Genomic DNA, 25,592 nt, shown 5'->3' on the forward strand with positions numbered 1-25,592 from the left:
CTCGACAGGCTTTTTCTTTTTCACTAGCCTTTCCGACATGACCCGCAACTTCGCCTCCTTCTGGTACTTTTATTATCCGCGCCACACGGCGGTCGGAGAAGTCTGCGCGTTCTGAAAACAGAATTCAGAAAACCAAGACACCCAAACCGCCTTGCACGCTGCAGGCGGTTTTTTTGTATCCGCTCAGCCAAAGGCCCCGCTGAAATAGGAAACACCCCATGCCTCATAAAACCGCAAATCTACGGATTACTGCAATGCAGGAACTCGCCTCACCTGAGACTTTGATTGCGGAGCTGCCTGCCAGCTCCGTCGCGTTGGAGACCGTGGTTCACAGCCGAACCGCTATTCAAAATATTTTGCAGGGACAAGATGACAGGCTAATTGTCGTTGTCGGGCCTTGTTCTATCCACGACCCGAGCGCGGCCTTGGACTATGCTCGCCGTTTGCTGCCGTTAAAACAAGAGCTGGGTGATCAGTTGGAAATCGTAATGCGGGTTTATTTTGAAAAGCCACGTACTATTGGTGGGTGGAAAGGATTGATCAACGATCCCGGCCTTGATGAAAGCTTCCAGATTAATGACGGGCTGAAATTGGCACGTAGTTTGTGCGAAGAGATAAATGCCTTGGGCCTGCCCGTCGGGACAGAGTTCTTGGATGCATCTGTGCCGCAATACATCTCGGATTTGGTGGCCTGGGCTGCGATTGGTGCACGCACCACCGAGAGCCAGATTCATCGTGAAATGGCATCGGGGCTTTCCTGTCCGGTGGGGTTCAAAAATGGCACTCGTGGCAATGTACAGATCGCTATTGATGCAGTGCGTTCAGCAGCACGCCCCCATCACTTCATGGCCTTGTCAAAAACAGGCCGGGCTGCCATCGCTGGAACTGCTGGAAATCCGGATTGCCATATTATCCTGCGCGGCGGTGGTGGTACAAATTTTGATGCGGACTCTGTTGATGCAGCCTGCCGCATAGCCGAGAAAGACGGTATTCGTGGTCAAGTGATGATTGATGCGAGCCACGCCAATAGTGGCAAAGATCCAGAAAAACAGCCTGAGGTTCTTGCCGATGTTGGGGGACAGATGGCCGCGGGTGACACGCGCATTACCGGTGTGATGATTGAAAGCCATTTGGTTGCTGGGAATCAAAAACTGGGTGAGGATCCACTGACCTATGGGCAGTCTATTACTGATGGATGCATCGGCTGGCAGGATACGGTTGCCGAACTTCACAAACTTGCAGAGGCGGTGTCGCGGCGGCGTGTGGCGCAACAGCGACTTGCTGGTTAATCGTCTTATGTGTGAGAGGCCTTGGTACGAATTTAAGGCCTCTCTTGCATTCTTTGGCAGAGCTTCGCATATCTGGAGTAATTCAGAGCTGGAGGCTTTATGATACGTCAAAGTCTGACCTTATTATCACTTTGTTTGTTGGTGCTTGGCACATCTGTGCGGTCTGAAACCCGTGTGCCGCAATCAAGCGCGGAGATTACACTTGGCTTTGCGCCTCTTGTGAAAGAGGCAGCTCCAGCTGTCGTCAACATCTACGCAAAGATTGTTACACAATCGCGCGGCCGCTCGCCTTTTATGGACGATCCGTTTTTTGAAGATCTATTTCGTGGTTTTAATCAGCCACGCCCACGTGTCGAAAATTCGCTCGGCTCCGGTGTGATATTGACTGCCGATGGTGTTGTTGTGTCTAACTACCATGTTGTTGGTATGGCGTCAGAAATCCGGGTGGTGACGAATGATCGTCGCGAGTTTAATGCGCGTGTGGTTCTGGCGGATCAGGCCAGCGACCTTGCGATCTTGCAGTTGGATGATGCAGATAATCTTCCGTATCTGGATCTGCGCGATAGCGATCAGGTCGAGGTCGGAGAACTGGTATTGGCCATTGGCAATCCTTTTGGGGTTGGGCAAACTGTAAGCTCTGGCATTGTCTCAGGTCTGGCGCGTACCGGGACGGCTTCTGGAGATGGGCTTGGGTATTTTGTGCAGACCGATGCACCGATCAATCCGGGGAATTCCGGTGGCGCGTTGGTTGACGTAAATGGTGACCTTATCGGGATTAACACACGTATTTTAAGCCGATCGGGCGGTTCAAATGGGATCGGATTTGCCATCCCAGCTAATCTTGTGCGCGAATTTGTACGTCAAGCACAGCGTGGTGCCGAAGACTTCGAGCGCCCCTGGGCGGGTATGTCGGGGCAACCAATGGATGCGGATCTTGCAAATTCGCTTGGTCTTGATCTGGTCGAAGGCATGATGATTTCAAACCTCCACCCCCAAAGCCCATTTGCGGAGGCGGGGTTTGTGATTGGGGATGTGATCACGCAGGTCGATGGGAAAGTCGTCAATTCCCCCTCTGAGATGGTGTTTCGCATGACGGTTACAGGCCTTGGCGAAGAGGCGCAGATCACGCGCGTTCGCGATGGTAAAATAGAGCAGATTTCCGTTGCAATGGCTGTCGCCCCTGATGCGCCACAAGCAAACCCCATGCGTTTGGGACGGGGGAGCCTGTTACCGGGGCTGCAGATTGCACAGGTCAATCCAGCGCTTATTGCGCGGATGGGACTTTCTTTGAACACGCAGGGCGTGGTTATCTTAGATGCAGGACGATACGCTGGTCGCGGTGGCGTGCAGGTCGGAGATGTTCTGCTGGGGGTCAACGGTGTGTTGATTGAAACAACGCAGGATGCAAAAGATATCCTATCTGAAAAGACACGTTGGCTGCAGCTTGATCTTTTGCGCAGGGGCCAACGCGTGTCTTTGCGCTTCCGTCTGTAGCGCGATGGCAGATCTTTTTGACAAACCACCGCCAGACGATATTGCGTCGCAGCCAAAAGCTGAACCACCGCGTCCGTTGGCAGACCGGCTGAGGCCCCGGGCACTTGCCGACGTCATCGGCCAGACACAGGTGCTGGGTGCCGATGCGCCGCTTGGTGTTATGCTGGCATCTGGATCTTTGTCGTCTCTGGTGTTTTGGGGGCCACCGGGCGTGGGGAAAACCACGATCGCGCGCCTTTTAGCACAAGAAACGGATCTGCATTTTGTACAGATCTCTGCGATTTTCACTGGCGTTCCTGATCTGAAAAAAGTTTTTGAGGCTGCGAAAATCCGCCGTCAAAATGGGCAGGGAACTCTGTTATTTGTTGATGAGATCCATCGGTTTAACAAAGCCCAGCAAGATGGATTTCTTCCACATATGGAAGATGGGACCATCCTTCTTGTTGGTGCAACAACGGAAAATCCTTCGTTCGAATTGAATGCAGCTTTGCTAAGCCGTGCGCAGGTCTTGGTTTTGGAGCGCTTGGGCGCGCAAGACCTTGAGGATCTGACACTGCGCGCAGAGGCGGAGCTAAAACGCGCTTTACCTTTGGATCCGGCAGCGCGGCTGGCTTTGCATGAAATGGCAGATGGTGACGGGCGGGCATTGCTCAATTTAATTGAGCAGGTTGCAGCCTGGCGCGTTGATGCTCTGCTTGATCCTGAAACTCTGGCCAAACGTTTGATGCGCCGCGCGGCGAAATACGACAAATCGGGGGATGAGCATTATAATCTGATCTCAGCGCTACATAAATCTGTGCGTGGCTCAGATCCGGATGCCGCACTTTATTGGTTTGCGCGGATGTTAGAAGGCGGAGAAGATCCGCGCTATCTTGCGCGGCGTCTGACCCGGATGGCAGTCGAGGATATTGCATTGGCGGATCCGCAGGCACAGGCCGTGTGTTTGCAAAGCTGGGATACCTATGAACGTCTTGGCAGTCCTGAAGGAGAATTGGCGCTGGCACAGGCAGTGGTTTATCTGGCGCTCGCGCCTAAAACCAATGCGCATTACATGGCATTTAAGGCGGCACAGCGCCTGGCGAAACAAACCGGCAGTGCGCCACCCCCCAAACATATCCTGAACGCTCCAACAAAACTGATGGCAGCGCAGGGATATGGCGCTGATTATGCCTATGATCACAACGCCGAGGATGGATTTTCAGGTCAGAACTATTTCCCCGACGGTGTGCCCAGACCAGAATTGTACAAACCCGTGGAACGCGGGTTTGAGCGGGAGCTAAAGCGGCGTTTGGAGTATTTTGAAAAGCTACGTGAGAAACGAAACCGATAGCAGGTGCGGGGCCTTTGCATTTAGTGCAAGGCAGGCAAAACTTGACATTGCATAGCCCGTGGGCGAGTGAACGCGCATGTTTTGGACTGTCACACAGGTCGCACTGGGCGGCGCAATAGGAGCGGCCTGCCGGTATCTGGCAGGCCTTGGTGTTTTGCGCCTTATTGGCGCGACGTCATTCCCTGTTGCGATCTTGGGCATCAATGTATTTGGATCCTTTTTGATGGGGTTCAGTGTTGTTGTCATGGAACAGCGCAGCCTGATGCAGGGCAGCCCTTTTGTGATCACCGGTCTACTGGGCGGGTTCACAACGTTTTCGACGTTTTCATTGGAAACAATGGCGCTGATAGAACGTGGAGTTTTTGTACAGGCAGGCCTTTATGTAGGACTGTCGGTGGGCCTATCTGTGGCCGGATTGATTTTGGGCATGATGATTGCCAGAGGAGTGCTTTCATGAGCGGTGTTCAAATGATTACGGTTGCACAGGATGATGATGGCCAGCGTGTTGATCGCTGGCTGCGGCGCCTGTTTCCCCATGTGAATCAGGGACGTATTGAAAAGATGTGCCGAAAAGGTGAATTGCGCGTTGATGGCAGCCGTGCAAAGGCCTCGACACGGGTTGAGGCCGGGCAAGTGGTTCGCGTGCCACCGTTGTCTGCACAGGATTTGAAACCGGCAGAACCCCGCGAGGTTCGTATTTCAAAGGCAGACGCAGAGATGATCCGAGGCTGTGTCATCTATAAAGATGATGCGGTGATCGTGCTGAACAAACCCGCAGGCCTTGCCGTGCAGGGAGGCAGCGGCACCACGAAACACGTTGATGGTCTGGCTGAGGCGCTAAAGTTTGACCTTGATGAAAAGCCGCGTCTTGTGCACCGGCTTGATAAAGATACCTCCGGTGTTTTGGTCATGGCGCGGACGCGTTTGGCTGCGCAGGCCTTGACGGCTGCGTTCCGACATCATGCGACGCGCAAAATTTACTGGGCGCTGGTTGCGGGTGTGCCAACGCCTTACCTTGGCGAAGTGAAATGTGGAATGGTCAAAGCGGGCGGCCATGGTAAACATGGCGAAGGCGAAAAGATGATCGCTCTTCATTCAGATGATGTTGACCAGACCAAAGGTGCGAAACGTTCACATACGCAATATGCGACACTTTACCGGGTGGCGAGCCGCGCCGCTTGGGTTGCGATGGAGCCGATCACTGGACGTACACATCAGCTGCGCTTGCACATGTCTGAAATTGGCCACCCTATTGCGGGCGATGGTAAATACGGCGGTTCAAGCCAAGAAAACCTTGGCGATGGGTGGGGCGCACAAATCGGTGGTGTGATTTCTAAGAAATTGCATCTGCATTGTCGTCGGATGGCCTTTGAGCACCCAACCACAAAGAAAGAACTGTCGATTACGGCGGACCTACCGCCCCATATGGTCGAAAGTTGGGAAACTTTTGGCTGGAGCGAAGACCTGGCCGCGGAAGATCCCTTTGAAAGCCTGCGCTGATGGACACAGATCTAAGGTTGGTTCTGTTTGATGTGGATGGCACCCTAGTTGACAGCCAAGCAGCAATCGTTGGTGCCATGACGGATGCGTTCCGGGGGCAAGGGCTTGCGGTTCCGTCACGGAGCGACATCCTCTCCATTGTTGGTCTTTCGTTGCCGATCGCATGCCAGCGGCTTGCCCCAACGCAAGGCGACAATGTGATTGCCGCGTTGGTGGAAGGTTACAAAAAATCATACATGACAACACGTCAGATAGAGGGCGCGGCGCATTCACCCCTCTTTGAAGGTGCGCGTGAGATGCTTGAAGTTCTCCACACGGTTCCTGAATATCTGCTGGGTGTTGCAACCGGTAAATCTCAGCGTGGGCTTGATACGCTGATCGACGCGCATAACCTTTCCTGTTTCGTGACACGACAGGTTGCTGATCATCATCCGTCTAAACCGCATCCGTCAATGGTTCAAACGGCTCTTGCTGAAACTGGCGTGCGTGCCGAACACTGTGTGATGATTGGTGATACATCTTATGACATGGACATGGGCCGTGCGGCTGGGGTGACGACGATTGCGGTTAGCTGGGGATATCACCCTCTAGAGCAATTGCGTGCGGATCATGTGATCCATGAATTTACCGAACTTGCCCCGTTGCTTCGTAGCATCTGGAAGGACTGATTAATATGGCTGAGTGGAAGCAAAAGCGATTTTGGACTACAGTATCCGTTGAAGGAGAGGCGGACGGGTTCTCGATCCTGCTTGACGGTCGCCGGGTGAAAACTCCGGCTAAAGCCTCACTGCAAGTGCCCAGTCAACGTATGGCTGAACTGATCGCCGCGGAGTGGGAGGCACAAGAGGAGGTCGTAAATCCAAACTTGATGCCCAACACGCGGTCTGCAAATGCTGCGATCGACAAAGTCGCAATTCAGCACACCGAAGTCGCTGATATGTTGGCGGGATATGGCGATTCGGATTTGCTATGCTATCGGGCTGATTCCCCGGCTGAGCTGGTAGAACGCCAGGCGGCGGCTTGGGATCCCGCATTACATTGGGCTGCGGATGTACTGGGAGCCCGATTGGAGCCAAGAGCTGGCGTTTTGCATGTTCCTCAGGATCCAGAGGCGTTGAATATATTGAGTAAACGCACTCATGCTTTCAATAATTTTGAACTGGCAGCGTTTCACGATCTGGTTTCATTGTCCGGCTCGCTTGTTCTTGGCTTTGCAGCTGCCCTTGATTGGCAGCCTGTAGATGACGTCTGGTCTATGTCGCGAATTGATGAAAACTGGCAGGAAGAACAGTGGGGTGTGGATGAAGAAGCTGCTGAAACCGTTGCATTGAAAAAAGCGGATTTTCTTCATGCTAAATGCTTTTTTGATGCATGTTCTGATTGATGGATGTGCCTGAATCACACGTAAATCTGCCCTGCAGCTGCATAACTTTTCGTCAAACCATCGGTCTTTTGTCGAAAGGGCCATCGAAAATGCTGATCATGCACTTGACGTTTGTTGATGAATGATCACAAACTTGATGAGAATATCAGGAAACTGAAAATTCAAAAAGTTTCTGGCAGCAAATGCCAGGGATCAAACCGCCAAACTGGGCGGAAAATCAGGAAGAGGTAAACATGAATAAATCCGTATTCTTGGGCGCGATGGCTTTTGCTGGTCTCGCGGCAGGTGTAGCATCCGCTGGCACGCTGGACGATGTTAAGTCTCGCGGCACGCTGAACTGCGGTGTTACAACTGGTGTGGTCGGCTTCTCGGCGCCTAACGCAGAGGGCGTTTGGGAAGGCTTCGACGTTGACGTATGTCGTGCTGTAGCTGCGGCTGTCCTGGGCGATTCCACAGCGGTAGAATTCGTTCCAACCACACCAAAAACACGCTTCACCGCGCTGTCTGCTGGTGAAATTGACATGCTGTCGCGTGTTACCACTTGGACCCTGTCGCGTGACGCGGACCTTAAGTTCACCTTCGTTGGTGTGAACTACTACGATGGTCAAGGCTTTATGGTTCCTAAAGAGCTGGGTGTTTCATCTGCAAAAGAGCTGGATGGCGCAACTGTTTGTATCCAAACAGGTACCACAACCGAGCTGAATCTGGCGGACTTCTTCCGTACCAACAACATCAGCTACGAGCCCGTGCCAATTGAAACCGTTGCTGAAGCACAGCAGCAGTATCTTGCGGGTGCATGTGATGTTTTCACAACCGACGCATCACAGCTGGCATCTACACGCGCTACTTTTGAAACGCCTGCGGATCACGTGATCCTGAGCGACATTATTTCAAAAGAGCCTCTGGGCCCAACCGTACGTCACGGTGATGATGAGTGGGCAGATGTTGTTCGCTGGTCTTACAACACAATGGTTGCGGCAGAAGAGCTGGGTATTACTTCGGCCAATGTTGGTACTATGTCAGCTTCTGCGACTGATAACCCTGAAATCAACCGTCTGCTGGGTCATGAAGGCAACATGGGCGAAATGCTGGGGCTGGACCCGCAGTGGGCAGCTCGTATCCTCTCAGCAGTTGGTAACTACGGCGAGAGCTTTGAGCGTAACCTTGGTGGTCAGTCTGCAATTGGTCTAGCGCGCGGTCTGAACGCGCTGTGGACCGAAGGTGGTCTGCAGTACTCTCCGCCAGTACGCTAATATCACTATGAAATGGGGCGTGGGCATCTGTCCACGCCTCAACTTGTTCTACTGAACAAACATTCGATCACGCGATCTACGCGAATAAACAAATAATATATGATCGAAAGACGGGATCTCTCTAATGTCTACACTTACCGACCCTCCGAAGGAGTCGTTTCGGCTGTCTATGCTGATATACGACACTCGGTATCGCTCGGCGACGATTCAGGCTGTTGCCTTAATCGCATTGATGCTGGGTGCCGCTTGGCTTATCAACAACACTCTGGCCAACCTGAATACGCTGGGTAAAACCATTTCGCTGTCGTATTTTACCGAAACAGCGAGTTATGATATCAACCAACGCCTGCTGGATTACGATAGTCAGGATACGCATTTGCGTGCAGCCTTTATTGGCCTTCTGAATACGCTATTGGTCGCAGTTATGGGCTGTATTACGGCGACTGTCGTCGGCGTTCTTGTTGGTGTGCTGCGTCTCTCTAAGAACTGGATCGTCGCAAAGGTTATGACGGTCTATGTGGAAATGTTCCGCAATGTTCCGGTTCTTTTGTGGATCGTTCTTGCAATGGCTGTCTTAATCGAGAGTTTACCGAGCCCACGTGCGTTCCGGGGTGAAAATCCCGAAGCAACCATGAGCCTGTTTGATTCTGTCGCGATCACCAACCGCGGTATTTATATTCCGGAAGCTCTGTTCTCAAACTCACTCGGCAATCTCTCTCTCTTTGGAGAGAGCAGCATGCGCTTTGATGTGTCTTTGGACCTTATCGCTATTCTGGTTGTTCTGATCGCGGGTTTCTTTGTCAGTTCAAAGATCCGACAACGCGCAGATCGCATTCAAGAAGAAACTGGTGATCGTCCTGTTGTCTGGTGGCAGCGCCTTGCTGTTGTCCTTGTGCCATTTGTGATCGTCTTGGCTGTTCTTGGTTTCCACCTTGGTTATCCTGAATTGAAAGGTTTCAACTTTAAAGGTGGAACCCATATGCGCAATTCGTTGATTGCTCTGTGGTTGGCTTTGTCGCTGTATACTGCGGCCTTTATCGCAGAGATCGTGCGTGCAGGTATCCTGGCTGTAAGCCATGGCCAAACCGAAGCTGCAGGTGCACTGGGTATGCGATCCAGCCGCATCATGAGCCTAGTCGTTCTGCCGCAGGCATTGCGTGTCATCATCCCGCCGATGATTTCAAATTATCTCAACCTGACAAAGAACTCATCTCTTGCGATCGCTGTCGGTTATATGGATATCACCGGTACACTTGGCGGTATCACTATGAACCAGACCGGACGAGAGCTGGAATGCGTGGTTCTCTTGATGGCTGCTTACTTGGTTATTTCCCTGAGCATCTCACTAGCGATGAACTGGTACAACAACCGCGTTAAATTGGTGGAGCGGTAAATATGAGCGATACATCTTATGTCCGCACAGAAATGCTGGAACAGCGTGAACCGCCTGCCTCTACCGTTGGGGTGATTGGTTGGGCACGTGCGAATCTCTTTTCCAGTGCCTTAAACTCGGTATTGACGCTGGTTGCGTTGGGCTTTGTTGCCTATATCTTGTCAGCTTTGATCCCTTGGACGTTCCAGTCCGTCTGGAATGCAGAATCACTGAGCGAATGCCGTGAAATCATGATCGCGACATGGGGCAGCACGCACGGACACGCCTGCTGGGCCGTAATCAATGATCGTTGGCTGCAGATGCTCTACGGGTTTTATCCAAGCCATTTGTACTGGCGGGTGAATCTGGCGCTTGTTTTGACTTTGGCTGCTTTGGCGCCTGTTCTGTTCTCAGAAAAGTCGCCGCGCCAGATGATCTATCTGACGCTTGCCTACCCATTCATCATGCCCTGGCTGATGTGGGGCGGTAGCATATGGAACCCAATCTCAGCGGCAGTTGGTTTTGCCATTGTCTTCTTTGGAACGCGTCATCTGACTGCGATGACTGGATCACTGATTGCGATCATCGCATCTGTGATTGCGGCGTTGTTGTGGTGGATGGCCATTTCTGCTCCGGTTGTTGCAGGGCTTTCCAGTGTGATCCCAATCGGTATTGAAACCGTTCAGTCTCGTGAGTTTGGTGGCTTTATGCTGGCCTTGCTGCTTGGAATTGTGGCGATTGGTGTTTCGTTGCCAATTGGCATTCTGCTTGCGCTTGGGCGTCAGTCGGATCTGATGATTGTTAAGGCGATCTGTGTGGGCTTTATCGAATTCATCCGTGGCGTGCCACTGATCACCTTGCTGTTCGTTGCTTCATTGCTGCTGAATGTCTTCCTGCCACCTGGTACGAACTTTGACATTATTCTGCGCGTTATGATCATGATGACCCTCTTCTCAGCGGCTTATATGGCCGAGGTGATCCGGGGTGGTCTGGCTGCATTGCCAAAAGGCCAATATGAGGGAGCAGACTCTCTTGGATTGAACTATTGGCAGGCACAACGTCTGATCATCATGCCGCAAGCGCTGAAGATCTCGATCCCGGGCATCGTATCGACCTTTATCGGTATCTTTAAAGATACCACTCTGGTGTCGATTATTGGTCTGCTTGATGTGATCGGCTTCTCGACTGCAATTCGTGCGGATGCAAACTGGAATGGTATTTACTGGGAACTCTTTGCATTTATTGCTGTACTGTTCTTCGTCGTCTGCTTTTCCATGTCCCGCTATTCCATGTACCTGGAGCGCAAGCTTCAGACTGGCCATAAACGCTAGGAGATCACAATTATGTCTGATCTTATCTCTGACCGTAATATCGACCGCTCAAAACTTCAGGTTTCTGATGAAGTGGCGATCCAAATCACCAACATGAACAAGTGGTATGGACAGTTCCACGTTCTGCGCGACATCAACCTGACCGTGAATCGCGGTGAGCGTATCGTGATTGCCGGACCTTCGGGTTCTGGTAAATCCACCATGATCCGCTGCATCAACCGTCTGGAAGAGCACCAGCAGGGCCAGATCATTGTGGATGGCACTGAATTGACGTCGGATCTGAAAAATATCGACAAGATCCGTTCGGAAGTTGGCATGTGCTTTCAGCACTTTAACCTGTTCCCGCATCTGACGATTCTGGAGAACTGCACACTGGCTCCGATCTGGGTTCGCAAAACACCTAAGAAAGAAGCCATTGAGACCGCGATGCATTTCCTGGAAAAGGTGAAAATTCCAGACCAAGCGCATAAATACCCCGGTCAGCTTTCAGGCGGGCAGCAGCAACGTGTGGCGATTGCACGCTCTCTGTGCATGAAACCCCGTATCATGCTGTTTGATGAACCCACCTCGGCGCTGGATCCTGAGATGATCAAAGAGGTGTTGGACACCATGATCGAGCTCGCGGAAGAGGGCATGACCATGCTTTGCGTGACGCATGAGATGGGTTTTGCCCGTCAGGTTGCAAACCGCGTGATCTTTATGGCCGATGGCCAAATTGTTGAACAAAACGAACCCGAAGAGTTCTTCAACAATCCAAAGTCAGAACGGACACAGCAGTTCCTGAGCCAGATCTTGGGTCACTGATCCAAGTTTCTGTAGCTAAAACAAAAAAGGCTCCAAGAGGATATCTTGGGGCCTTTTTCTTTGGAGTATTGGGTTTTTTATGCAGCTAAATCTGGGCTGGCGCCCAATAGTTCGCGAGGGACTGCAAAATCTCTGACGATCCCGCTACCCCATGTTAACTCACTCCAACTCTCAATTGGGAAATCAGCAACAAGTGTTGCACCTGTGGGATAGTCTTCAAATCGAGAATGATCTGGTGGAAAGGATACGATTTGATGGGCAAAGGACGCGATACCCGGATTATGCCCTAAGATCAGTGTACGCGGAGTTTCAGCTTCTTTCAGTACTTGAAACATTACTTCTGCACTAGCGTGATACAGGCGTTCGAGATAGATGCTTGAGGTCTCCAGCTGCATCAGTTGATATGTTTCGCGCGTGCGTTGGGAGGAGGATGAGATCACTTGAGTCGGATGATAGTCATATTCTTTGATCCAGTTCCCAAGTGCCTTTGCAGCCAACTGGCCACGTTCGTTCAAAGGACGGGAATGATCGCTGGGCGCATCTGAATTCCAGCAAGATTTGGCATGGCGGGTTAGAATTAACGTGCATGTCATGGTTTAAAGTATCTCATCTGGTGGGCCGATTGCGAAGGATTTTAAGTACACGATGAACGTTGGAAGCGCCGAGATTAACGACTTGCGCCAACGCCGTTTTCCTTGTGATGGCTTTGCTCGCCTTTACAGACTGACATTGCAAGGCAATATTTGTCAATCACAGGTTGTATTTTGAATTCGTTAAAATTCTCTATGAGACTACTTTTTAACGTCTTTCTAAAATCAGCTTGATCATGGCTAACCTTATAGTGGCGTAATTTGGTACTAGGATGGTTGCGGCCATATGCGGAGAGTAGCCTTCTCTGCAAAGTTAATAAGCATGAGAGGGTTTGGAAAATGTCAGAACGTGCAATCGGTTTCCGCTCTGAGGTAGCTCCATAAGCCTGTGCAGATTTGCTTTGCAGAGTGTGAAATCTATGTGCAATCGACATCACACGCGTTGCAGCCGGTTGTGGAACCAGACCAACGCGTATTTCCAATCCAAATATAGCACTGAGCATCTGCATAGAAATCCCTTAGGACCGTATGCTTAGCGTAGCAGGTTCTAGTTATTTTCCAAAATCAAATTCTTGAACCTGCTTGGGTGTGGGCAGATACGTTCGAACTAAGCGCGTATCATTGATCCTGCACCTTGATCTGTGAAAAGTTCCAAGAGAACTGCATTTTTCACGCGACCATCAACAATGGTACACGCACGAACACCGTTGCGAACTGCTTCAAGCGCTGTTTCAGTTTTGGGGATCATGCCACCTGCAATAGTGCCGCTTTGTGTCATGGCTTCGACATCTACCGCTTTTAGCTCAGTGACAACTTCACCGGTATCATCTTTGACGCCTGCAACATCCGTAAGCAGCAGCAAACGATCCGCGTTCAGGGATTGTGCGATTGCACCTGCCGCTGTGTCGCCATTGATGTTAAAGGTCTCGCCTTCGCGCCCTGCACCAATTGGCGCGATAACCGGGATCATATCTTTTTCAAAGAGGTTATGAAGTACGGCTGGATCCATGTTTGTGGGTGATCCGACAAAACCCAGCTCTGCATTCGCAGACTCGCAGATTATGAGGTTTGCATCCTTGCCTGATAGGCCAACCGCCATCCCACCCTGGCGGTTTAAGGCCTGAACAATGCGCTTGTTTACGACGCCAGACAGCACCATTTCCACAACTTCCATGGTTGCCTGATCGGTGACGCGTTTTCCGTTTACAAAGCTGCTTTTGATCTGAAGCTTATCCAGCATGGCATTGATCATCGGACCACCACCATGCACGATAACAGGGTTGACGCCAACTTGGCGCATCAGCACGATGTCGCGTGCAAAGTTGTCCATCGCCTCGTCGCTGCCCATTGCATGACCGCCAAGCTTGATCACGACAATCGCACCGTCATAGCGTTGTAGATATGGCAGAGCGCTTGAAAGCGTCTCAGCGGTTGCAATCCAATCTCGATCCATTGTCTGTTTCTTCATTGCTGCATCATCCCTTTGAACGATGTGTTTAGGGCCTTCTGGCAGCTGTGCCAAGGGGCAGGGACTGCGTATTCCCATTGCGATGGGTTCTAGCACTGCTAGGGTGCGATCAAAGCATGCTGGATGGAGCGGTTATGTCCCAGAAAACTCTATTGCTGACCGGTGCGAGTCGCGGAATTGGTCATGCCACCGTGCGAAAGTTTCACGCGGAAGGTTGGCGCATCATTACGTGTTCACGAAATGCGCTGCCAAAAGACTGCCCCTGGGGTGGCGAAGACCATGTACAATTGGATTTGGGCGATCCTTCAGATACCATCAATGCTGTTGGCCAGATCCAGGAACGGCTGAACGGGAAGCTGGACGCATTGGTCAACAACGCAGGGATCTCTCCGAAAGGGCCTAACGGCGAACGTCTCAGCACGCTTAATACAGATTTGATGGACTGGGGACGGGTGTTCCATGTCAATTTCTTTGCGTCTGTCGTGCTTGCGCGTGGACTGAAAGAAGAGCTGGCTAGCGCCAAAGGTTCGGTTGTGAATGTGACATCGATTGCAGGCAGTCGGGTACATCCCTTTGCAGGTGCTGCTTACGCGACATCGAAGGCTGCATTGGCAGCGCTGACACGTGAGATGGCCCATGATTTTGGCCCGCTTGGGGTCCGCGTCAACGCGATTGCACCGGGGGAGGTTGAAACCTCTATTCTGAGCCCCGGAACTGATAAGATTGTTGAGAAGCTACCGCTGCAACGTCTGGGGCAACCAGATGAAGTGGCACAGGCGATCTATTTTCTGTGTTCAGATGCCAGCTCTTATATTTCAGGAGCCGAAATCGAAGTGAACGGTGCGCAACATGTGTGATTGAGAGGTGGATTGCGGCCGGGTAGGGAAACAGGCCGCAATCTTGTGCGTTAGCTAAATGCACGTTTCATCGCTGGAATGTTGTTCAGCACCAAGACATCAAAAGTGAGTACCGCGAGCAGGGTCAAGCCGACCAGTGGGAAGGCCATTGAGCAGAAAAGTCCAATGACGACTGCGCCCTTCCAGAATGGCAAATCTGCTGGAACTGGAGGCGCTGCCAAACGACCTGCTTTTGACGGGCGACGTTTGAGCCACATCACAACGCCCGAGATCGACACGAAAATCACCGACAGGCAGAATACGACATTCAGAACAAAGCTCCAGGTTCCCATCAGACCCATATGGAATGGCGTGCCTACCGCCATAAGTTTGCCCATGACGGAATAGTCGTCATATTTGACATCTGCCAGAATTTTACCGGTATATTGGTCAACGTGGACTGTGCGATCAACAAAAGGATCGTCGCTGTCTTGGCTCATGCTGTCGCGATTGATTGTCCACACACCTGTTTCACCCCGTGGGAAGGCCACACGGAACCGATTTTCCATCCCCAGATATTTGCCTAGAATGATTACACTTTCCAAGTTCACGGCAGTGTCTTCGGGGATCGCGGTTAAACCTGCCTGTGATCCAGAAAGAGGAAGCGGTGTTTTTTCCAAGGCCCATGGTACGTCGTTGGTGTGCCCGTGATTGAGCGCCTCATGCGTGGTGTCGGAGAGTGGAACATTGTCCCATTTTTCTGCTGGAAAGCTTGACCAGGCCTGCACGAATTTACCGCCCCAAATGCCCGTCCAAGAGAGGCCTGAGATGAGGAAAATAACGAGCATAAGCGACATCCAGAAGCCAACCACTGCATGCAGGTTCTTCCACAAGGCTCGTCCACGCGCACGTAGGTTTGGAACAAAGGCGGCCAGAACATTGCCGCGGGGCCACCAAATGTAGAGCCCAGTCAAAACAAGGACGAGACCAAGCCCAGCTGCGATTTCCATCAGGCGATCCCCCGTATCGCCAATCAATAGCGAGCCGTGCACATTGTCAGCCCAGTCGTACCAACCCTTGCGGCGATCCCAAGTTTTGATCACCTCTCCAGTGTATTGATTGAGCGCGACAAGACGGTTGCCCGTTTCGGTTTGAACACGAAACACCGTTGCAAGGTCATCTGCTTTTGGTGCGATCCACTCTACAATTTTACCGGGTTGCGCGGCGAGGACTGCTTCGGTTTGGGCGTCAATACGAAGGGCTGTTTCACCTTGATCAATTCGGATCTTTTCGCCATCGCGGCCTTGGTACTGGGTGATGAACATCATCATCATGCCGGTGACTGCGAGGATTAGAAAGAAGGGGACAACAAAAAGACCCGCATAAAAATGCCAGCGCCAGGCGGCGAAGTAAAACTTTTCAGATATCGAACGGGTTTCACCCGTGGGTTGGGTTTGGCTCTTTGCCATTTTTCACTCCAGATGCATAGAAATAACACGCGGTATGCGCAGCCTCGTCGTTAAGAACGAGGCACAAGGGCAGATCCCGTGAGCGCGGCATTCATGAGGGCTGAACCGATCAAACGGCCCAGCGAGTTGGGGTATTCGTCATGAAAAGAACGCGGTGGGCGAATGCCACACGCAAGGAACCTGCCAAATTTAGGAGGAGTGATATGCAGGAGGGCCGCGCGCGTCATAGCGGGTATAAAACCCTGCACTGGCGTGGGTGAAAGGCTGATCGCCCCAGCGCGCCGTAAGGAGCGTTGCAGGATTGATCAGCGACACATCGCCATCAAGTGCAGCCATCCCGTTGAGTGCAACGAAGGGACAGCTGCGATCTTCCATTGGATCCCCGGAACTATGAGGATCTGATGTCTCGTCATCCCCCAGATCTACCCATTGCTCTACAACACCATCATCAGTGCACAGGACCAAGAGTATACGGCCGTCTTCTCCTGTTTCCGGCATCCAGCCAGCAGGGATCATCCCGGCAACAGCCAAGGCAATCAGTAGCAGAAAAGAAGACAGGCGATGCAGCATCAGGTTAAGTTAGCAACAATCGAACGCAGGGTCGAGATACCATCGCCCTTTTCAGATGAGGTTAGGACCAGCTCAGGGTAGGCGGCAGGGTGGCGGCTCAGGGCAGTGCGCACCTGTTCCAGCACGTGTTCGCGATCCTTTGCTTTTACCTTGTCCGCCTTGGTCAGCACGCATTGAAACGTGACAGCAGCGCTGTCCAGAAGCGCCATGATTTCTTCATCCACGGGTTTCACACCGTGGCGGCTATCAACCAATACAAAGGCCCGGCGTAGGTTTTGGCGGCCTGACAGATATTGTTTCAGCAGGCGCTGCCACTTGGCTACAACGTCTAATGGTGCATTTGCATAGCCGTATCCTGGCAAGTCGACCAAATAGCGTTCAGGGCCTTGTGTGAAAAAGTTTATCTCTTGGGTGCGCCCGGGAGTGTTTGAGGCGCGTGCAAGCCCCTTGGTTCCGGTTAGGGCATTGATCAAGCTTGATTTGCCAACGTTCGATCTGCCTGCAAAGCATACTTCCAAGCGGTCTGCTGGAGGCAGGCCTGACATTGCGACAACGCCTTTGACAAAGGTTGATTCACCCGCAAAGAGCTTGCGCCCTTTTTCGGCACTGATCTCATCTGGCTCATCTGCGAGCGGAAAGGGAAGCGTGTTCATAAAAGTTCCAGTGTATCTTCTGTGCGCACCAAGCCGCCTTTGACAACTTCAGCTTTAACACTGAAATCGCGATGCCCCCAAGCGTCTAATGCGTTAAGTGTTTCGACATCCCGCTGCCCTGTGGCTGGATTGGCTTCTGTTGCGATGCAACGCTCAGTCCGTTGACGTATGCGCAGGATTGCGTCTCCTAGACGCAATTCCCGATCAATCCAGTTAAACTCTTCCCAAGGTTCAAGACCGTCAAGCCAAACGTTGCCGCGCCAGCGATGGATCGAAAGGTCTTGGCCCACGTGCTCTTCAATCGCGCGATGGCTTGCGGCATTGCACAATGTGATGGAAGGCCAGCTGCTATCGGTCAATCCTAAACCGTTTGCATGAATAATTTTCACAGGTTGTGCACGTTCAGGCTCCATTAAAGGCCGAACCCACTCCAAAAACGCTGCTTGATCTTGATTAGGACGAAATTTGAGATCCTGCCGTTTGGGGTGTGAAAGCGTTATATACGCCCCCTCAGTCTGGGCCGTTATTGCCATCAATTGTGGATGGCCGGCTCCACGGGTGAAGTTTTGGCATCGCGCCCATTCGCCACCATCTGTCTTGGTGTTTTCATGGGCTACGGCCCAAACACGATCCCCGGGCATACATTGCCCAGGGATTAATTGTGTTTCGTTCACCTCTTCACGACCATGGGCCTTGATTGGGTGTCTCCACATAGAGGTGATACGAACGCTCATCAGCTGTCAGCCTTTGGCTTTTTCTTGAAACTGGATTTAATGTTACCAAATACATCCGGTTTATAACCATGACTGCGCATGATCAGGTACTGCTGTGTGAATGTGATCGTATTGTTCGCGATCCAGTAAACCACTAGCCCGGACGCAAAACCACCAAGCATGAACATAAAGACCCATGGCATCCACGCAAAGATCATTTGCTGTGTTGGGTCTGTTGGCGCTGGGTTCAATTTTTGCTGAACCCACATGGAAACACCAAGCAGCAGCGGCAAAATCCCAATAAAGACTAGCGCAAGGATGCTTCCTGGCTCTGGCCCCTCAAAAGGCAGTAAGCCGAAGAGGTTCATGAACGTGGTCGGATCAGGCGCACTCAGATCTTGGAAAGGACCAAAGAAAGGTGCATGGCGCAGTTCGAGCGTTACAAAGATCACTTTGTATAGCGAGAAGAAGATCGGGATTTGGATCAGAATCGGCAGACAGCCCGCAGCAGGATTGACTTTCTCTTTTTTGTAGAGCGCCATCATCTCTTGTTGCATCTTCTGGCGATCATCCCCCACACGCTCTTTCAGCGCTTCCATCTTGGGCTGGATCTCTTTCATCTTTGCCATTGATGCATAAGATTTATACGCCAGCGGGAAGACAAGGATTTTGATCAGTACGGTCAAGCCGATGATGGCCCAGCCCATATTGCCGATCTGGAGGTTTAGCCAATGCAGAACTGCAAAAATCGGCTTGGTCAGAAATGCGAACCATCCCCAATCGATACTGTCGAGAAAGCCTTCAATTCCAGTTTTTTCATAAGCGCGGATTGCAGCCCATTCTTTTGCACCAGCGAACAACTGTGAATTGGCGGTACTGCTTTCTCCCGTTGCCAGCGTGATTGTGGGCATTACGATGTCTGATTGATAGATTTCACGACGCGGATCGTATTTCGCTACGGCGCGGAACGCTTTGCCTTGTTCGGGAACAAGCGTGGTCATCCAGTAATGATCGGTAAAGCCAATCCAGCCAGCGTTTTCCACTGAAATCGTTTCTGAATTTGACCCATCACGCGGATTTACTTCGAAATCCTGCATATCATCGTAGTCAAGCTCAGCCAGTTCTCCATCGCTCTCACGGATCAAACCTTCATGGAGAATGAAGAAGTTTTTGAGATCCTGTGGTTCGCCATGTCGGGCCAAAGTCCCATATGGGGCAAGCGAAACAGTGGTGTCACCGTTATTTGTGACAGATTGCCTGATTGAAAACATGTAGTTGTCATCAATCGTAAGCTCGCGCTCAAAGGTAAGCCCTTTGCCATTGTCCCAGCTCAACGTCACTGGTGTTTCAGGAGACAAAGTTGCGCCTTCTGGTGCAGACCAGAGGGTGTTCGCACCTGGTACATCGTCAAGTGCGAGACCCGAGCCGGGAGCCCAGCCGTACAAGGCGTAGTAAGCCTGCGATTGACCAACAGGAGCCAGCAGCGTCACAATATCCGATTCCGCATCATTTGTGACGCGATAGTCTTTTAACGCAAGATCATCAATTCGCCCACCGCGCAGGGAAATACTTCCTGACACACGTGGGGTTTCGATGGTCAGCCTTGGCGCATCAGGTGCGCTTTCTGTTGCTGTCGAAATAGGTTCGTTTGTGGCAGCTGTTGCTGCTGGCGCGCCAGCAGTCGCATCCACTGGTGCGTCAACCGGAGGCAATAGATTGCCCTCGACGAGCGCAGCATCAGCAGGTGCTTCTGGCGGCGGGACTAAGATATACCAGCCAAGCAGCACCAAGCCGCTGAGCACAGTTGCGAGTAGTAGATTTTTGTTTTGATCGTCCATCTGGGACTGCCACCTCGTGCATGCAATGACGCAAGTGGTTCAACAGGGGCATGGTGCAAAGGTCAAGAGGAATCGAGAAGTGTCAAAGCCTCAATGGGCTTTGACGTGCGAAAAAGACGATTTTTCTTTGGTTTTACTCATATCTATGAGAAAGATTGCTCTGGATTAGTTCAAGTGCTGCCACCGATCGCGGGAGGCTCTTTGAGCTTGGCTTGATGTGCGATGATCCAGTCAAGTGTCTGGTCAAAGGGCATCGGTCGTCCAATTCCGTAGCCCTGAACATGGCCACATCCGAGCTGCGCAAGTAAAGCATGTTCGCCAGCTGTTTCGACGCCTTCCCCGAGTGTGTCCAGATCCAGCCGTTCTGCCATTGTTAGGATCGCGGAGATCATCTTTTGCTGTTCTGGGTCACGATCTGCTTTGGTTACAAAGGAGCGGTCAATTTTAATCCGGCCAACATTGAACCGGCGTACTGCTCCGATGGAAGCATGGCCTGTACCAAAATCATCAAGGTCTATTTGGCACCCCATTTGCCCCAAGGCGATGATGTTACGTACAATTACGTCATCAGGGTTATCGCACACAACGGTTTCTAAAACTTCGATGGCCAGCCTGTCTGGCGTCAGTCCAAACCGTTCGAGATCCCATCTAATACGTTCAACCAATCCCGGATTGCGTAGTTCTTCCGCTGCGAAGTTCACACCCACTTGGGGAACTTGTACTCCTGCTGCGTCCCAGGCTTTGACGGCTGAGAGTGACTGATACATCATTACTTCGCTCAAACGTTCCATCAATCCTGCGTCTTCCAAAGCAGGCAGAAAGGTCGATGGAGGAATTAGGCCATGTACAGGGTGCGACCAGCGCACAAGTGCTTCAAAGCCTGATACCATACCTGTGTCTGTATTGATTTGCGGTTGGAACCATGCTTGGAATTGACCTGTTTCAAGTGCTTGAACGACCTCTCCATGCAGATTTCTGCGGCGCTTTGTGCGATGTAGCAACTCATTAGAGTAGGCACGCATCCCTGAGGGCCCATTGTGTTTGGCTTCTTCCAATGCTGCAAACGCCCCTGAAATCCAGTCTTCAGAGCTGTCGTCTGGTGTCTGACGGAATGTACAAAACCCAATAGAACAGGTCAGGTAAATGGTCATCCCATCAACGGGTAGCGCTTCTTCGATAGCGGTCTGATAGCGGCCTGCGATTTGAATGCAAAGTTCAAGATCAAGATGTTGCATCGGTGCAAGGCATATAGCCACCTTATTGTCGGCTATACGTGCAATACTGTCTTGATTGCGTGCGGCTGTGCGTAAACGGTTGCCCAGCGTGGCGAGTATATCTTCGCTGGTTTGTTGCCCGTGTTCTGCTTCGAGGTCTTTGAAATGATCAATCTCGATGATAAAAACAGCAGAGTTCTGGCCTTTTTTCTGTGCAGACTTAAATGCATCCTGCACTGCCATCTCAAAGCCATCCCGCAGCAGCAGGCCAGTAACATGGTCCTGTGGTGCGCCTGTTGTGCTATCGAAAAGACCACTTGCGGCAAAAATCAACGGCAATCCGAGCGCTGCAATCACAAGCGCAATTTCACCACCCATCCAATACGTGGCAAGAGTCAGCGCTGGGAGAAAGGCAAGCATTGGGGGCCCGAGAAAAATCGAGCCGAGCGCCTTTCGAGTGCGTCCCATCAGACCTGAACTTGCAATTTTCATGTGCAGACCTTTTACCTAAGTCATTTGGTGCTGACCTAAGTTACGTTCATGGGTCTGACTCAGCGGTTAACGTAGGAGAGGAATTTCGTCATTTTCAGAGATTTCTTTTTCGGTTTTAGTCGAAAGACCTATGAAATCGAACAGTTTGGGGTCTAAAAGGTGTGAAGGTCGGGCATTCATAAGCGCACGAAACATCACTTGGCGGCGTCCGGGGCTGTTTGATTCCCACTGATCAAGAATCTGTTTCACCTGTTGACGTTGCAACCCATCCTGACTTCCACAGAGGTCACATGGGATAATTGGGTAATTCATAGCGCGTGCAAATTTTTCACAATCGACTTCGGCCACATGCGCTAGCGGCCGGAAAACAAAGAGATCCCCCTCTTCGTTGACAAGCTTAGGGGGCATAGTTGCAAGCCGTCCTCCATGGAAGAGGTTCATGAAAAAGGTTTCCAGAATGTCATCCCGATGATGTCCCAGAACGACAGCAGAACATCCCTCTTCACGTGCGATACGATATAGATTGCCGCGGCGCAGGCGCGAGCAGAGTGCACAATAGGTGCGTCCTTGCGGTACTTTATCGACGACGATGGAATATGTGTCTTGATATTCAATACGATGGGGGACGCCCATCTTTTCCAGAAATTCAGGCAATACTGTTGCAGGAAAACCGGGCTGCCCTTGATCCAGGTTGCAAGCCAGTAAGTCTACAGGCAACAATCCGCGCCATTTGAGCTCATGAAGAACTGCTAACAGGGTGTAGCTGTCTTTACCTCCAGACAAACAAACCAACCACTTTGGAACCGAGCCGTCTTCCCGACGCTCGATCATACCGTATTGTTCAATTGCTTCGCGTGCGTATCGTACGATACGTTTGCGCAGCTTCTTAAACTCGGTGGTTTGTGGGGCACCTTCAAAGAGGGCGTGGATCTCGGTCAGGTCATCATCAAGCATAATTTGCATATGCCAGTTCTGCGCATATTGGAAAAGACCCAAACAAACGCGTTGGATCAATTCCTGGATCAAAGCGGATGATCCGCAAGGAAGGCTTTAGATGTCGGTTGGATGTGGGGTGCGAAAGCCGACCGCGAGTCGGTTCCAGACATTGATTTGGGTAATTGCAACGCTGAGACTGACGAGGGCTGCATCAGAATAATGCGCCCGCATTGCCTCATAACGTTCATCCGAAGGGCAGCCTTGGCTGATTTGAGTCATGGCTTCGGTCCAGGCCAGCAGAGCCCGCTCTTTTGCAGAGAACAGGCTGGATTCACGCCATACACAGATCAAGGCAATCTTTTGTTCTGGTATTTGATCCTTGCGCGCTTCCTTTGTGTGCATGTCAACACAATAGGCGCAACCATTGATCTGTGAGGCGCGCAGTTTGAGCAGATGTAGATCATGGGGGGTGACATCTGTGGATTGCGCAAGAAAGGTCTCCACAGCAAAAATGGCTTTGACAGCCTCGGGGGCTGCGGCGTGAAAGTCCAGTCGTGGTGTCATAGGGATACCTGCGAGTTTGAGTTAAGAATTTGATTGACGCATATGTTCTCCGAAAAATGCGCAGCCTCGTTTGGCAATGGCGCCGTCATGATCCGCCTGGTCCACATTTTGATTGAGATCCATGATTGAGATCTGACGCAGCTCATTACGATAGGCCCGTTCTGCGCGCAGCATGGCGGCATTTATCTGGCAAGGCATTTTGAAGTATTTTGCGTTGAGCGGATTTGGCCCGTTCTGGCGGATTTCTTTGCAGCGAAATGCAGGTTCGGGCCCTTCAATCGCTAAAATGACGTCCAGCACAGATATTTCACTTGGGTGTTTTTGGAGACGATACCCGCCTTTGGGGCCGGGAAGAGTTTCCACAATCTTTGCACGTGACAGTGCTTGTAGATGTTTCAGCAGATAGGTTTTTGAAACGCCATGAAAGTCAGCAAGCGCAGAGGCGGGGAGGAGCGCACCTTTGGGCAAGGCTGCCATGAGCGTAACGGAGTGTAATGCTTGTTCGATACCATCGCTAAGCTTCATTGTGCACCTCTTGATTCGTGGATAAATATTATCCACGAATTGAATGCAGTCAAGTAATGGTGAAAAATGGCTACTTCAATTAACCGGGGACGCTATCTATTCTAGGACCGCCAAGCGGGTGGTAGCGTTCAACGCGACGTAGAGTAGAACATGTGCCTTTGATGCAGTCGCACTTTTCCAAAGCTGCTAATGCATATACAGAACAGGCCGCTTGCTAAAATGTAGGAGTAGGTAAGACCGATCTTTGCGCTGCAAAGGTTAAGGTTTTTGGTTGTGGATCTTGCGCAGTGCGTAGATCAGATCGTTCTGGAGAGCGCTGAAAGGGCGTGCTGCCGTGTGCTCTGCACGTCCGATCAAAACATAGTCCCAGCCCTCACGGCCATGCGCAGGCAGAACCAGGCGTGCAATTTCGCGCAGGCGGCGTTTGGCACGGTTGCGTGCTACGGCATTGCCGACTTTCTTTGAACAGGTGAACCCGACGCGGAGCGCGGCCGTATCGTTGCGATAGCGGCCTTGAACCATCATACCCTTGCTACCTTGCCGTTTCGCACGGGCGGCAAGCAGGAAATCACGGCGTTTTGCGATGACATTCATACTGAAAAGTCTCGTGATTGACCGGATTAAATAGAAAAACCGCCGAAGGCGTATATCCCAAGATACTTTGTATCAAAAAGGGAGCCTTCGGCGGTCAAAAATCTCAACAAACTACAGATTTACTGTAGCGTAGTCACCTGAATTAAGCGCTGAGCGACTTACGGCCACGTGCACGACGTGCGTTCAGGATTTTGCGGCCTGCCTTGGTGGCCATGCGCGCACGGAAGCCGTGGCGGCGTTTGCGAACCAGGTTCGAAGGCTGATAGGTGCGTTTCATCGCTCCGGTCTCCAACTGTTTGTGCGGGGGATGCGGAATCACATCGCCTGCGGGCTATCTTGAAGACTGGTCTTTAGAAGGCGCGCGGGCACAAGTCAAACCCTGCAGACCAGTTTTCCGGTAAAACTGCAATATTTTCGCCAAAAAGACGTTGCCTGTCTGTGCTCGACGGTTGGATTGAAACAAACGATAGGATTTCTTGCAGAAATACTCACGAAAGCGCGTTTGTTGATCAACCCGCTGTGAAATTGCATCAGAATGACTCCCGAACGCCCCATTTAGCTCTTAGCAACATCAGACCCCTATCAATATCCGCAACGCTGAGACATCTTATGAGTGATATGACAGAGACTCCAAACAAAGCCGTTAAGGCAGGCTATGCCCGCCACCTTCCACTAATAGCTGTCGCGGCGGTGGCCGTTGTAGGTGCCGTAACATTGAAAGACTATCTGTCTTTCGAGACATTACGTGAAAATCGCGAGGCGTTGTTGGCTTTCCGGGACGCAAATTTTGCGACGGTGGGGGCGATTTTTGTACTGATTTACGTCGCTATCGTCGCTTTTTCCCTACCAGGTGCTGCTGTGGCTTCCCTAACGGGGGGATTTCTCTTTGGCTTGCTTGGCGGGACTGTTTTAAACGTTATGTCTGCGACTATGGGCGCCACGGCTATCTTTCTCGCGGCACGCTGGGGATTAGGGAATTTCTTAAATTCAAAAATCGAGAATGCTGGCGGCCGTGTGCAGATGTTAAAGAACGCATTGCGCCAAAATGAAATTGAGGTGCTGTTGCTTTTACGCCTTGTGCCAGCCGTTCCATTTTTCGTCGCGAATTTGTTACCTGCGCTGGTCGGTGTGAAATTGCGCAATTACCTGTGGACGACTGCAATTGGTATTGTTCCGGGTGCTATTGTGTTTACTTGGATTGGAGTCGGATTGGGAGAAGTCTTTGATCGTGGCGATGATCCAGATCTGAGCCTGCTGTGGGAACCTCATGTAATTGGTCCGATCCTTGGCCTTTGTGTTTTAGCGGCTATGCCTATTCTTGTGAAAACCCTGCGTCCTGCGAGCAAGCAGACATCAGACGAGGAATAAAACCC

At 51.5% G+C, this 25,592-nt stretch carries 27 protein-coding genes and 1 pseudogene; 13 read left to right on the top strand and 15 right to left on the bottom strand.

The features are described from left to right. Positions 1-218: 218 nt before the first annotated feature. From BLP79_RS18565 to BLP79_RS18615, 11 genes are all read left to right on the top strand, one after another. On the top strand, positions 219-1,289 hold the full coding sequence (locus BLP79_RS18565) for a 3-deoxy-7-phosphoheptulonate synthase (RefSeq protein WP_090221190.1): 1,071 nt from the start codon (positions 219-221) through the stop codon (positions 1,287-1,289). A 99-nt stretch (positions 1,290-1,388) separates the two neighbouring features. Further along, positions 1,389-2,783 carry a trypsin-like peptidase domain-containing protein gene (locus BLP79_RS18570; protein ID WP_090221191.1) on the top strand — a complete coding sequence of 465 codons (1,395 nt, stop codon included), beginning with the start codon at positions 1,389-1,391 and terminating at the stop codon, positions 2,781-2,783. 4 nt (positions 2,784-2,787) lie between these two features. Next, complete coding sequence (locus BLP79_RS18575; RefSeq protein ID WP_090221192.1) at positions 2,788-4,113, top strand: replication-associated recombination protein A; 1,326 nt, start codon at positions 2,788-2,790, stop codon at positions 4,111-4,113. Between the two features lie 76 nt (positions 4,114-4,189). Further along, positions 4,190-4,570, top strand: a complete 381-nt coding sequence (locus BLP79_RS18580) for a fluoride efflux transporter FluC (protein ID WP_090221193.1) — start codon at positions 4,190-4,192, stop codon at positions 4,568-4,570. Continuing rightward, a complete protein-coding gene (locus BLP79_RS18585; RefSeq protein ID WP_090221194.1) occupies positions 4,567-5,613 on the top strand; it encodes an RluA family pseudouridine synthase in 1,047 nt (348 codons plus the stop codon). The genes BLP79_RS18580 and BLP79_RS18585 overlap by 4 nt, the downstream gene beginning before the upstream one ends. After that, a complete protein-coding gene (locus BLP79_RS18590; protein WP_090221195.1) occupies positions 5,613-6,281 on the top strand; it encodes an HAD-IA family hydrolase in 669 nt (222 codons plus the stop codon). The genes BLP79_RS18585 and BLP79_RS18590 overlap by 1 nt, the downstream gene beginning before the upstream one ends. A 5-nt stretch (positions 6,282-6,286) precedes the next feature. After that, entirely contained in the window at positions 6,287-6,997 is a 711-nt protein-coding gene (locus BLP79_RS18595; protein WP_090221196.1) for an ATP12 family chaperone protein, read from the top strand. A 233-nt stretch (positions 6,998-7,230) separates the two neighbouring features. Beyond that, positions 7,231-8,250: an amino acid ABC transporter substrate-binding protein gene (locus BLP79_RS18600; RefSeq protein WP_090221219.1), complete on the top strand. Its 1,020-nt coding sequence runs from the start codon at positions 7,231-7,233 to the stop codon at positions 8,248-8,250. A gap of 124 nt (positions 8,251-8,374) precedes the next feature. Further along, positions 8,375-9,643 carry an amino acid ABC transporter permease gene (locus BLP79_RS18605; protein WP_090221197.1) on the top strand — a complete coding sequence of 423 codons (1,269 nt, stop codon included), beginning with the start codon at positions 8,375-8,377 and terminating at the stop codon, positions 9,641-9,643. A gap of 2 nt (positions 9,644-9,645) precedes the next feature. Beyond that, entirely contained in the window at positions 9,646-10,953 is a 1,308-nt protein-coding gene (locus BLP79_RS18610; protein WP_090221198.1) for an amino acid ABC transporter permease, read from the top strand. A 12-nt stretch (positions 10,954-10,965) separates the two neighbouring features. Next, entirely contained in the window at positions 10,966-11,757 is a 792-nt protein-coding gene (locus tag BLP79_RS18615; protein WP_090221199.1) for an amino acid ABC transporter ATP-binding protein, read from the top strand. Positions 11,758-11,834: 77 nt separating this feature from the next. Here BLP79_RS18615 and BLP79_RS18620 read toward each other — a convergent pair whose 3' ends face one another. The 3 genes from BLP79_RS18620 to argB form a co-directional block, all read right to left on the bottom strand. Continuing rightward, the gene (locus BLP79_RS18620) at positions 11,835-12,350 is read right to left on the bottom strand and encodes a SixA phosphatase family protein (RefSeq protein WP_090221200.1); all 516 of its coding nucleotides are present in this window, start codon (positions 12,348-12,350) and stop codon (positions 11,835-11,837) included. A 74-nt stretch (positions 12,351-12,424) separates the two neighbouring features. Then, positions 12,425-12,856, bottom strand: a complete 432-nt coding sequence (locus tag BLP79_RS18625; protein ID WP_090221201.1) for a hypothetical protein — start codon at positions 12,854-12,856, stop codon at positions 12,425-12,427. Between the two features lie 98 nt (positions 12,857-12,954). Then, a complete protein-coding gene (gene argB, locus BLP79_RS18630) occupies positions 12,955-13,815 on the bottom strand; it encodes an acetylglutamate kinase (protein ID WP_090221202.1) in 861 nt (286 codons plus the stop codon). A 134-nt stretch (positions 13,816-13,949) separates the two neighbouring features. Here argB and BLP79_RS18635 point away from each other — a divergent pair, with 134 nt between their 5' ends. Continuing rightward, positions 13,950-14,672 carry an SDR family NAD(P)-dependent oxidoreductase gene (locus BLP79_RS18635; RefSeq protein ID WP_090221220.1) on the top strand — a complete coding sequence of 241 codons (723 nt, stop codon included), beginning with the start codon at positions 13,950-13,952 and terminating at the stop codon, positions 14,670-14,672. A 50-nt stretch (positions 14,673-14,722) separates the two neighbouring features. On the opposite strand, the gene BLP79_RS18640 is transcribed toward BLP79_RS18635, so the two are convergent. The 12 genes and pseudogenes from BLP79_RS18640 to rpmH form a co-directional block, all read right to left on the bottom strand. Further along, positions 14,723-16,120: a PepSY-associated TM helix domain-containing protein gene (locus BLP79_RS18640; RefSeq protein WP_090221203.1), complete on the bottom strand. Its 1,398-nt coding sequence runs from the start codon at positions 16,118-16,120 to the stop codon at positions 14,723-14,725. A 189-nt stretch (positions 16,121-16,309) separates the two neighbouring features. After that, positions 16,310-16,690: a DUF2946 domain-containing protein gene (locus BLP79_RS18645; RefSeq protein ID WP_090221204.1), complete on the bottom strand. Its 381-nt coding sequence runs from the start codon at positions 16,688-16,690 to the stop codon at positions 16,310-16,312. Beyond that, on the bottom strand, positions 16,690-17,343 hold the full coding sequence (gene yihA / locus BLP79_RS18650) for a ribosome biogenesis GTP-binding protein YihA/YsxC (protein ID WP_090221205.1): 654 nt from the start codon (positions 17,341-17,343) through the stop codon (positions 16,690-16,692). The genes BLP79_RS18645 and yihA overlap by 1 nt, the downstream gene beginning before the upstream one ends. Further along, positions 17,340-18,077, bottom strand: coding sequence for an MOSC domain-containing protein (locus tag BLP79_RS18655; protein ID WP_090221206.1), 738 nt, complete (start codon positions 18,075-18,077; stop codon positions 17,340-17,342). The genes yihA and BLP79_RS18655 overlap by 4 nt, the downstream gene beginning before the upstream one ends. Next, entirely contained in the window at positions 18,077-19,894 is a 1,818-nt protein-coding gene (yidC, locus tag BLP79_RS18660; protein ID WP_090221207.1) for a membrane protein insertase YidC, read from the bottom strand. Before yidC ends, BLP79_RS18655 begins: the two co-directional genes overlap by 1 nt. Before the next feature lie 170 nt (positions 19,895-20,064). Next, positions 20,065-21,600 (bottom strand): putative bifunctional diguanylate cyclase/phosphodiesterase, encoded by a 1,536-nt coding sequence (locus BLP79_RS18665; protein ID WP_232716638.1) that lies wholly within the window; start codon positions 21,598-21,600, stop codon positions 20,065-20,067. 66 nt (positions 21,601-21,666) lie between these two features. Next, entirely contained in the window at positions 21,667-22,554 is an 888-nt protein-coding gene (gene ttcA, locus BLP79_RS18670; protein ID WP_090221222.1) for a tRNA 2-thiocytidine(32) synthetase TtcA, read from the bottom strand. Between the two features lie 96 nt (positions 22,555-22,650). Then, the gene (locus BLP79_RS18675) at positions 22,651-23,100 is read right to left on the bottom strand and encodes a carboxymuconolactone decarboxylase family protein (protein ID WP_090221208.1); all 450 of its coding nucleotides are present in this window, start codon (positions 23,098-23,100) and stop codon (positions 22,651-22,653) included. 21 nt (positions 23,101-23,121) lie between these two features. Further along, complete coding sequence (locus tag BLP79_RS18680; protein ID WP_090221209.1) at positions 23,122-23,625, bottom strand: RrF2 family transcriptional regulator; 504 nt, start codon at positions 23,623-23,625, stop codon at positions 23,122-23,124. A gap of 79 nt (positions 23,626-23,704) precedes the next feature. Then, positions 23,705-23,821: pseudogene (locus BLP79_RS18685) on the bottom strand (membrane protein insertion efficiency factor YidD); the annotation flags it as partial. 62 nt (positions 23,822-23,883) lie between these two features. Continuing rightward, positions 23,884-24,219: a ribonuclease P protein component gene (rnpA, locus tag BLP79_RS18690; protein WP_090221211.1), complete on the bottom strand. Its 336-nt coding sequence runs from the start codon at positions 24,217-24,219 to the stop codon at positions 23,884-23,886. Positions 24,220-24,361: 142 nt separating this feature from the next. Then, positions 24,362-24,496 carry a 50S ribosomal protein L34 gene (gene rpmH, locus BLP79_RS18695; RefSeq protein ID WP_005980833.1) on the bottom strand — a complete coding sequence of 45 codons (135 nt, stop codon included), beginning with the start codon at positions 24,494-24,496 and terminating at the stop codon, positions 24,362-24,364. Between the two features lie 332 nt (positions 24,497-24,828). Here rpmH and BLP79_RS18700 point away from each other — a divergent pair, with 332 nt between their 5' ends. Further along, a complete protein-coding gene (locus tag BLP79_RS18700; RefSeq protein WP_090221212.1) occupies positions 24,829-25,587 on the top strand; it encodes a TVP38/TMEM64 family protein in 759 nt (252 codons plus the stop codon). The last annotated feature ends 5 nt before the right edge of the window (positions 25,588-25,592 follow it).

It is taken from the genome of Epibacterium ulvae, assembly GCF_900102795.1.
Classification (GTDB): Bacteria; Pseudomonadota; Alphaproteobacteria; order Rhodobacterales; family Rhodobacteraceae; genus Epibacterium; species Epibacterium ulvae.

Excerpts from the sequence above, each read along its gene's own strand:
- BLP79_RS18565 (WP_090221190.1), top strand. The coding sequence starts at position 219 with ATGCCTCATAAAACCGCAAATCTACGGATTACTGCAATGCAGGAACTC.
- BLP79_RS18570 (WP_090221191.1), top strand. The coding sequence starts at position 1,389 with ATGATACGTCAAAGTCTGACCTTATTATCACTTTGTTTGTTGGTGCTT.
- BLP79_RS18575 (WP_090221192.1), top strand. The coding sequence starts at position 2,788 with ATGGCAGATCTTTTTGACAAACCACCGCCAGACGATATTGCGTCGCAG.
- BLP79_RS18580 (WP_090221193.1), top strand. The coding sequence starts at position 4,190 with ATGTTTTGGACTGTCACACAGGTCGCACTGGGCGGCGCAATAGGAGCG.
- BLP79_RS18585 (WP_090221194.1), top strand. The coding sequence starts at position 4,567 with ATGAGCGGTGTTCAAATGATTACGGTTGCACAGGATGATGATGGCCAG.
- BLP79_RS18590 (WP_090221195.1), top strand. The coding sequence starts at position 5,613 with ATGGACACAGATCTAAGGTTGGTTCTGTTTGATGTGGATGGCACCCTA.
- BLP79_RS18595 (WP_090221196.1), top strand. The coding sequence starts at position 6,287 with ATGGCTGAGTGGAAGCAAAAGCGATTTTGGACTACAGTATCCGTTGAA.
- BLP79_RS18600 (WP_090221219.1), top strand. The coding sequence starts at position 7,231 with ATGAATAAATCCGTATTCTTGGGCGCGATGGCTTTTGCTGGTCTCGCG.
- BLP79_RS18605 (WP_090221197.1), top strand. The coding sequence starts at position 8,375 with ATGTCTACACTTACCGACCCTCCGAAGGAGTCGTTTCGGCTGTCTATG.
- BLP79_RS18610 (WP_090221198.1), top strand. The coding sequence starts at position 9,646 with ATGAGCGATACATCTTATGTCCGCACAGAAATGCTGGAACAGCGTGAA.
- BLP79_RS18615 (WP_090221199.1), top strand. The coding sequence starts at position 10,966 with ATGTCTGATCTTATCTCTGACCGTAATATCGACCGCTCAAAACTTCAG.
- BLP79_RS18620 (WP_090221200.1), bottom strand. The coding sequence starts at position 12,350 with ATGACATGCACGTTAATTCTAACCCGCCATGCCAAATCTTGCTGGAAT.
- BLP79_RS18625 (WP_090221201.1), bottom strand. The coding sequence starts at position 12,856 with ATGCAGATGCTCAGTGCTATATTTGGATTGGAAATACGCGTTGGTCTG.
- argB (WP_090221202.1), bottom strand. The coding sequence starts at position 13,815 with ATGAAGAAACAGACAATGGATCGAGATTGGATTGCAACCGCTGAGACG.
- BLP79_RS18635 (WP_090221220.1), top strand. The coding sequence starts at position 13,950 with ATGTCCCAGAAAACTCTATTGCTGACCGGTGCGAGTCGCGGAATTGGT.
- BLP79_RS18640 (WP_090221203.1), bottom strand. The coding sequence starts at position 16,120 with ATGGCAAAGAGCCAAACCCAACCCACGGGTGAAACCCGTTCGATATCT.
- BLP79_RS18645 (WP_090221204.1), bottom strand. The coding sequence starts at position 16,690 with ATGCTGCATCGCCTGTCTTCTTTTCTGCTACTGATTGCCTTGGCTGTT.
- yihA (WP_090221205.1), bottom strand. The coding sequence starts at position 17,343 with ATGAACACGCTTCCCTTTCCGCTCGCAGATGAGCCAGATGAGATCAGT.
- BLP79_RS18655 (WP_090221206.1), bottom strand. The coding sequence starts at position 18,077 with ATGAGCGTTCGTATCACCTCTATGTGGAGACACCCAATCAAGGCCCAT.
- yidC (WP_090221207.1), bottom strand. The coding sequence starts at position 19,894 with ATGGACGATCAAAACAAAAATCTACTACTCGCAACTGTGCTCAGCGGC.
- BLP79_RS18665 (WP_232716638.1), bottom strand. The coding sequence starts at position 21,600 with ATGAAAATTGCAAGTTCAGGTCTGATGGGACGCACTCGAAAGGCGCTC.
- ttcA (WP_090221222.1), bottom strand. The coding sequence starts at position 22,554 with ATGCTTGATGATGACCTGACCGAGATCCACGCCCTCTTTGAAGGTGCC.
- BLP79_RS18675 (WP_090221208.1), bottom strand. The coding sequence starts at position 23,100 with ATGACACCACGACTGGACTTTCACGCCGCAGCCCCCGAGGCTGTCAAA.
- BLP79_RS18680 (WP_090221209.1), bottom strand. The coding sequence starts at position 23,625 with ATGAAGCTTAGCGATGGTATCGAACAAGCATTACACTCCGTTACGCTC.
- rnpA (WP_090221211.1), bottom strand. The coding sequence starts at position 24,219 with ATGAATGTCATCGCAAAACGCCGTGATTTCCTGCTTGCCGCCCGTGCG.
- rpmH (WP_005980833.1), bottom strand. The coding sequence starts at position 24,496 with ATGAAACGCACCTATCAGCCTTCGAACCTGGTTCGCAAACGCCGCCAC.
- BLP79_RS18700 (WP_090221212.1), top strand. The coding sequence starts at position 24,829 with ATGAGTGATATGACAGAGACTCCAAACAAAGCCGTTAAGGCAGGCTAT.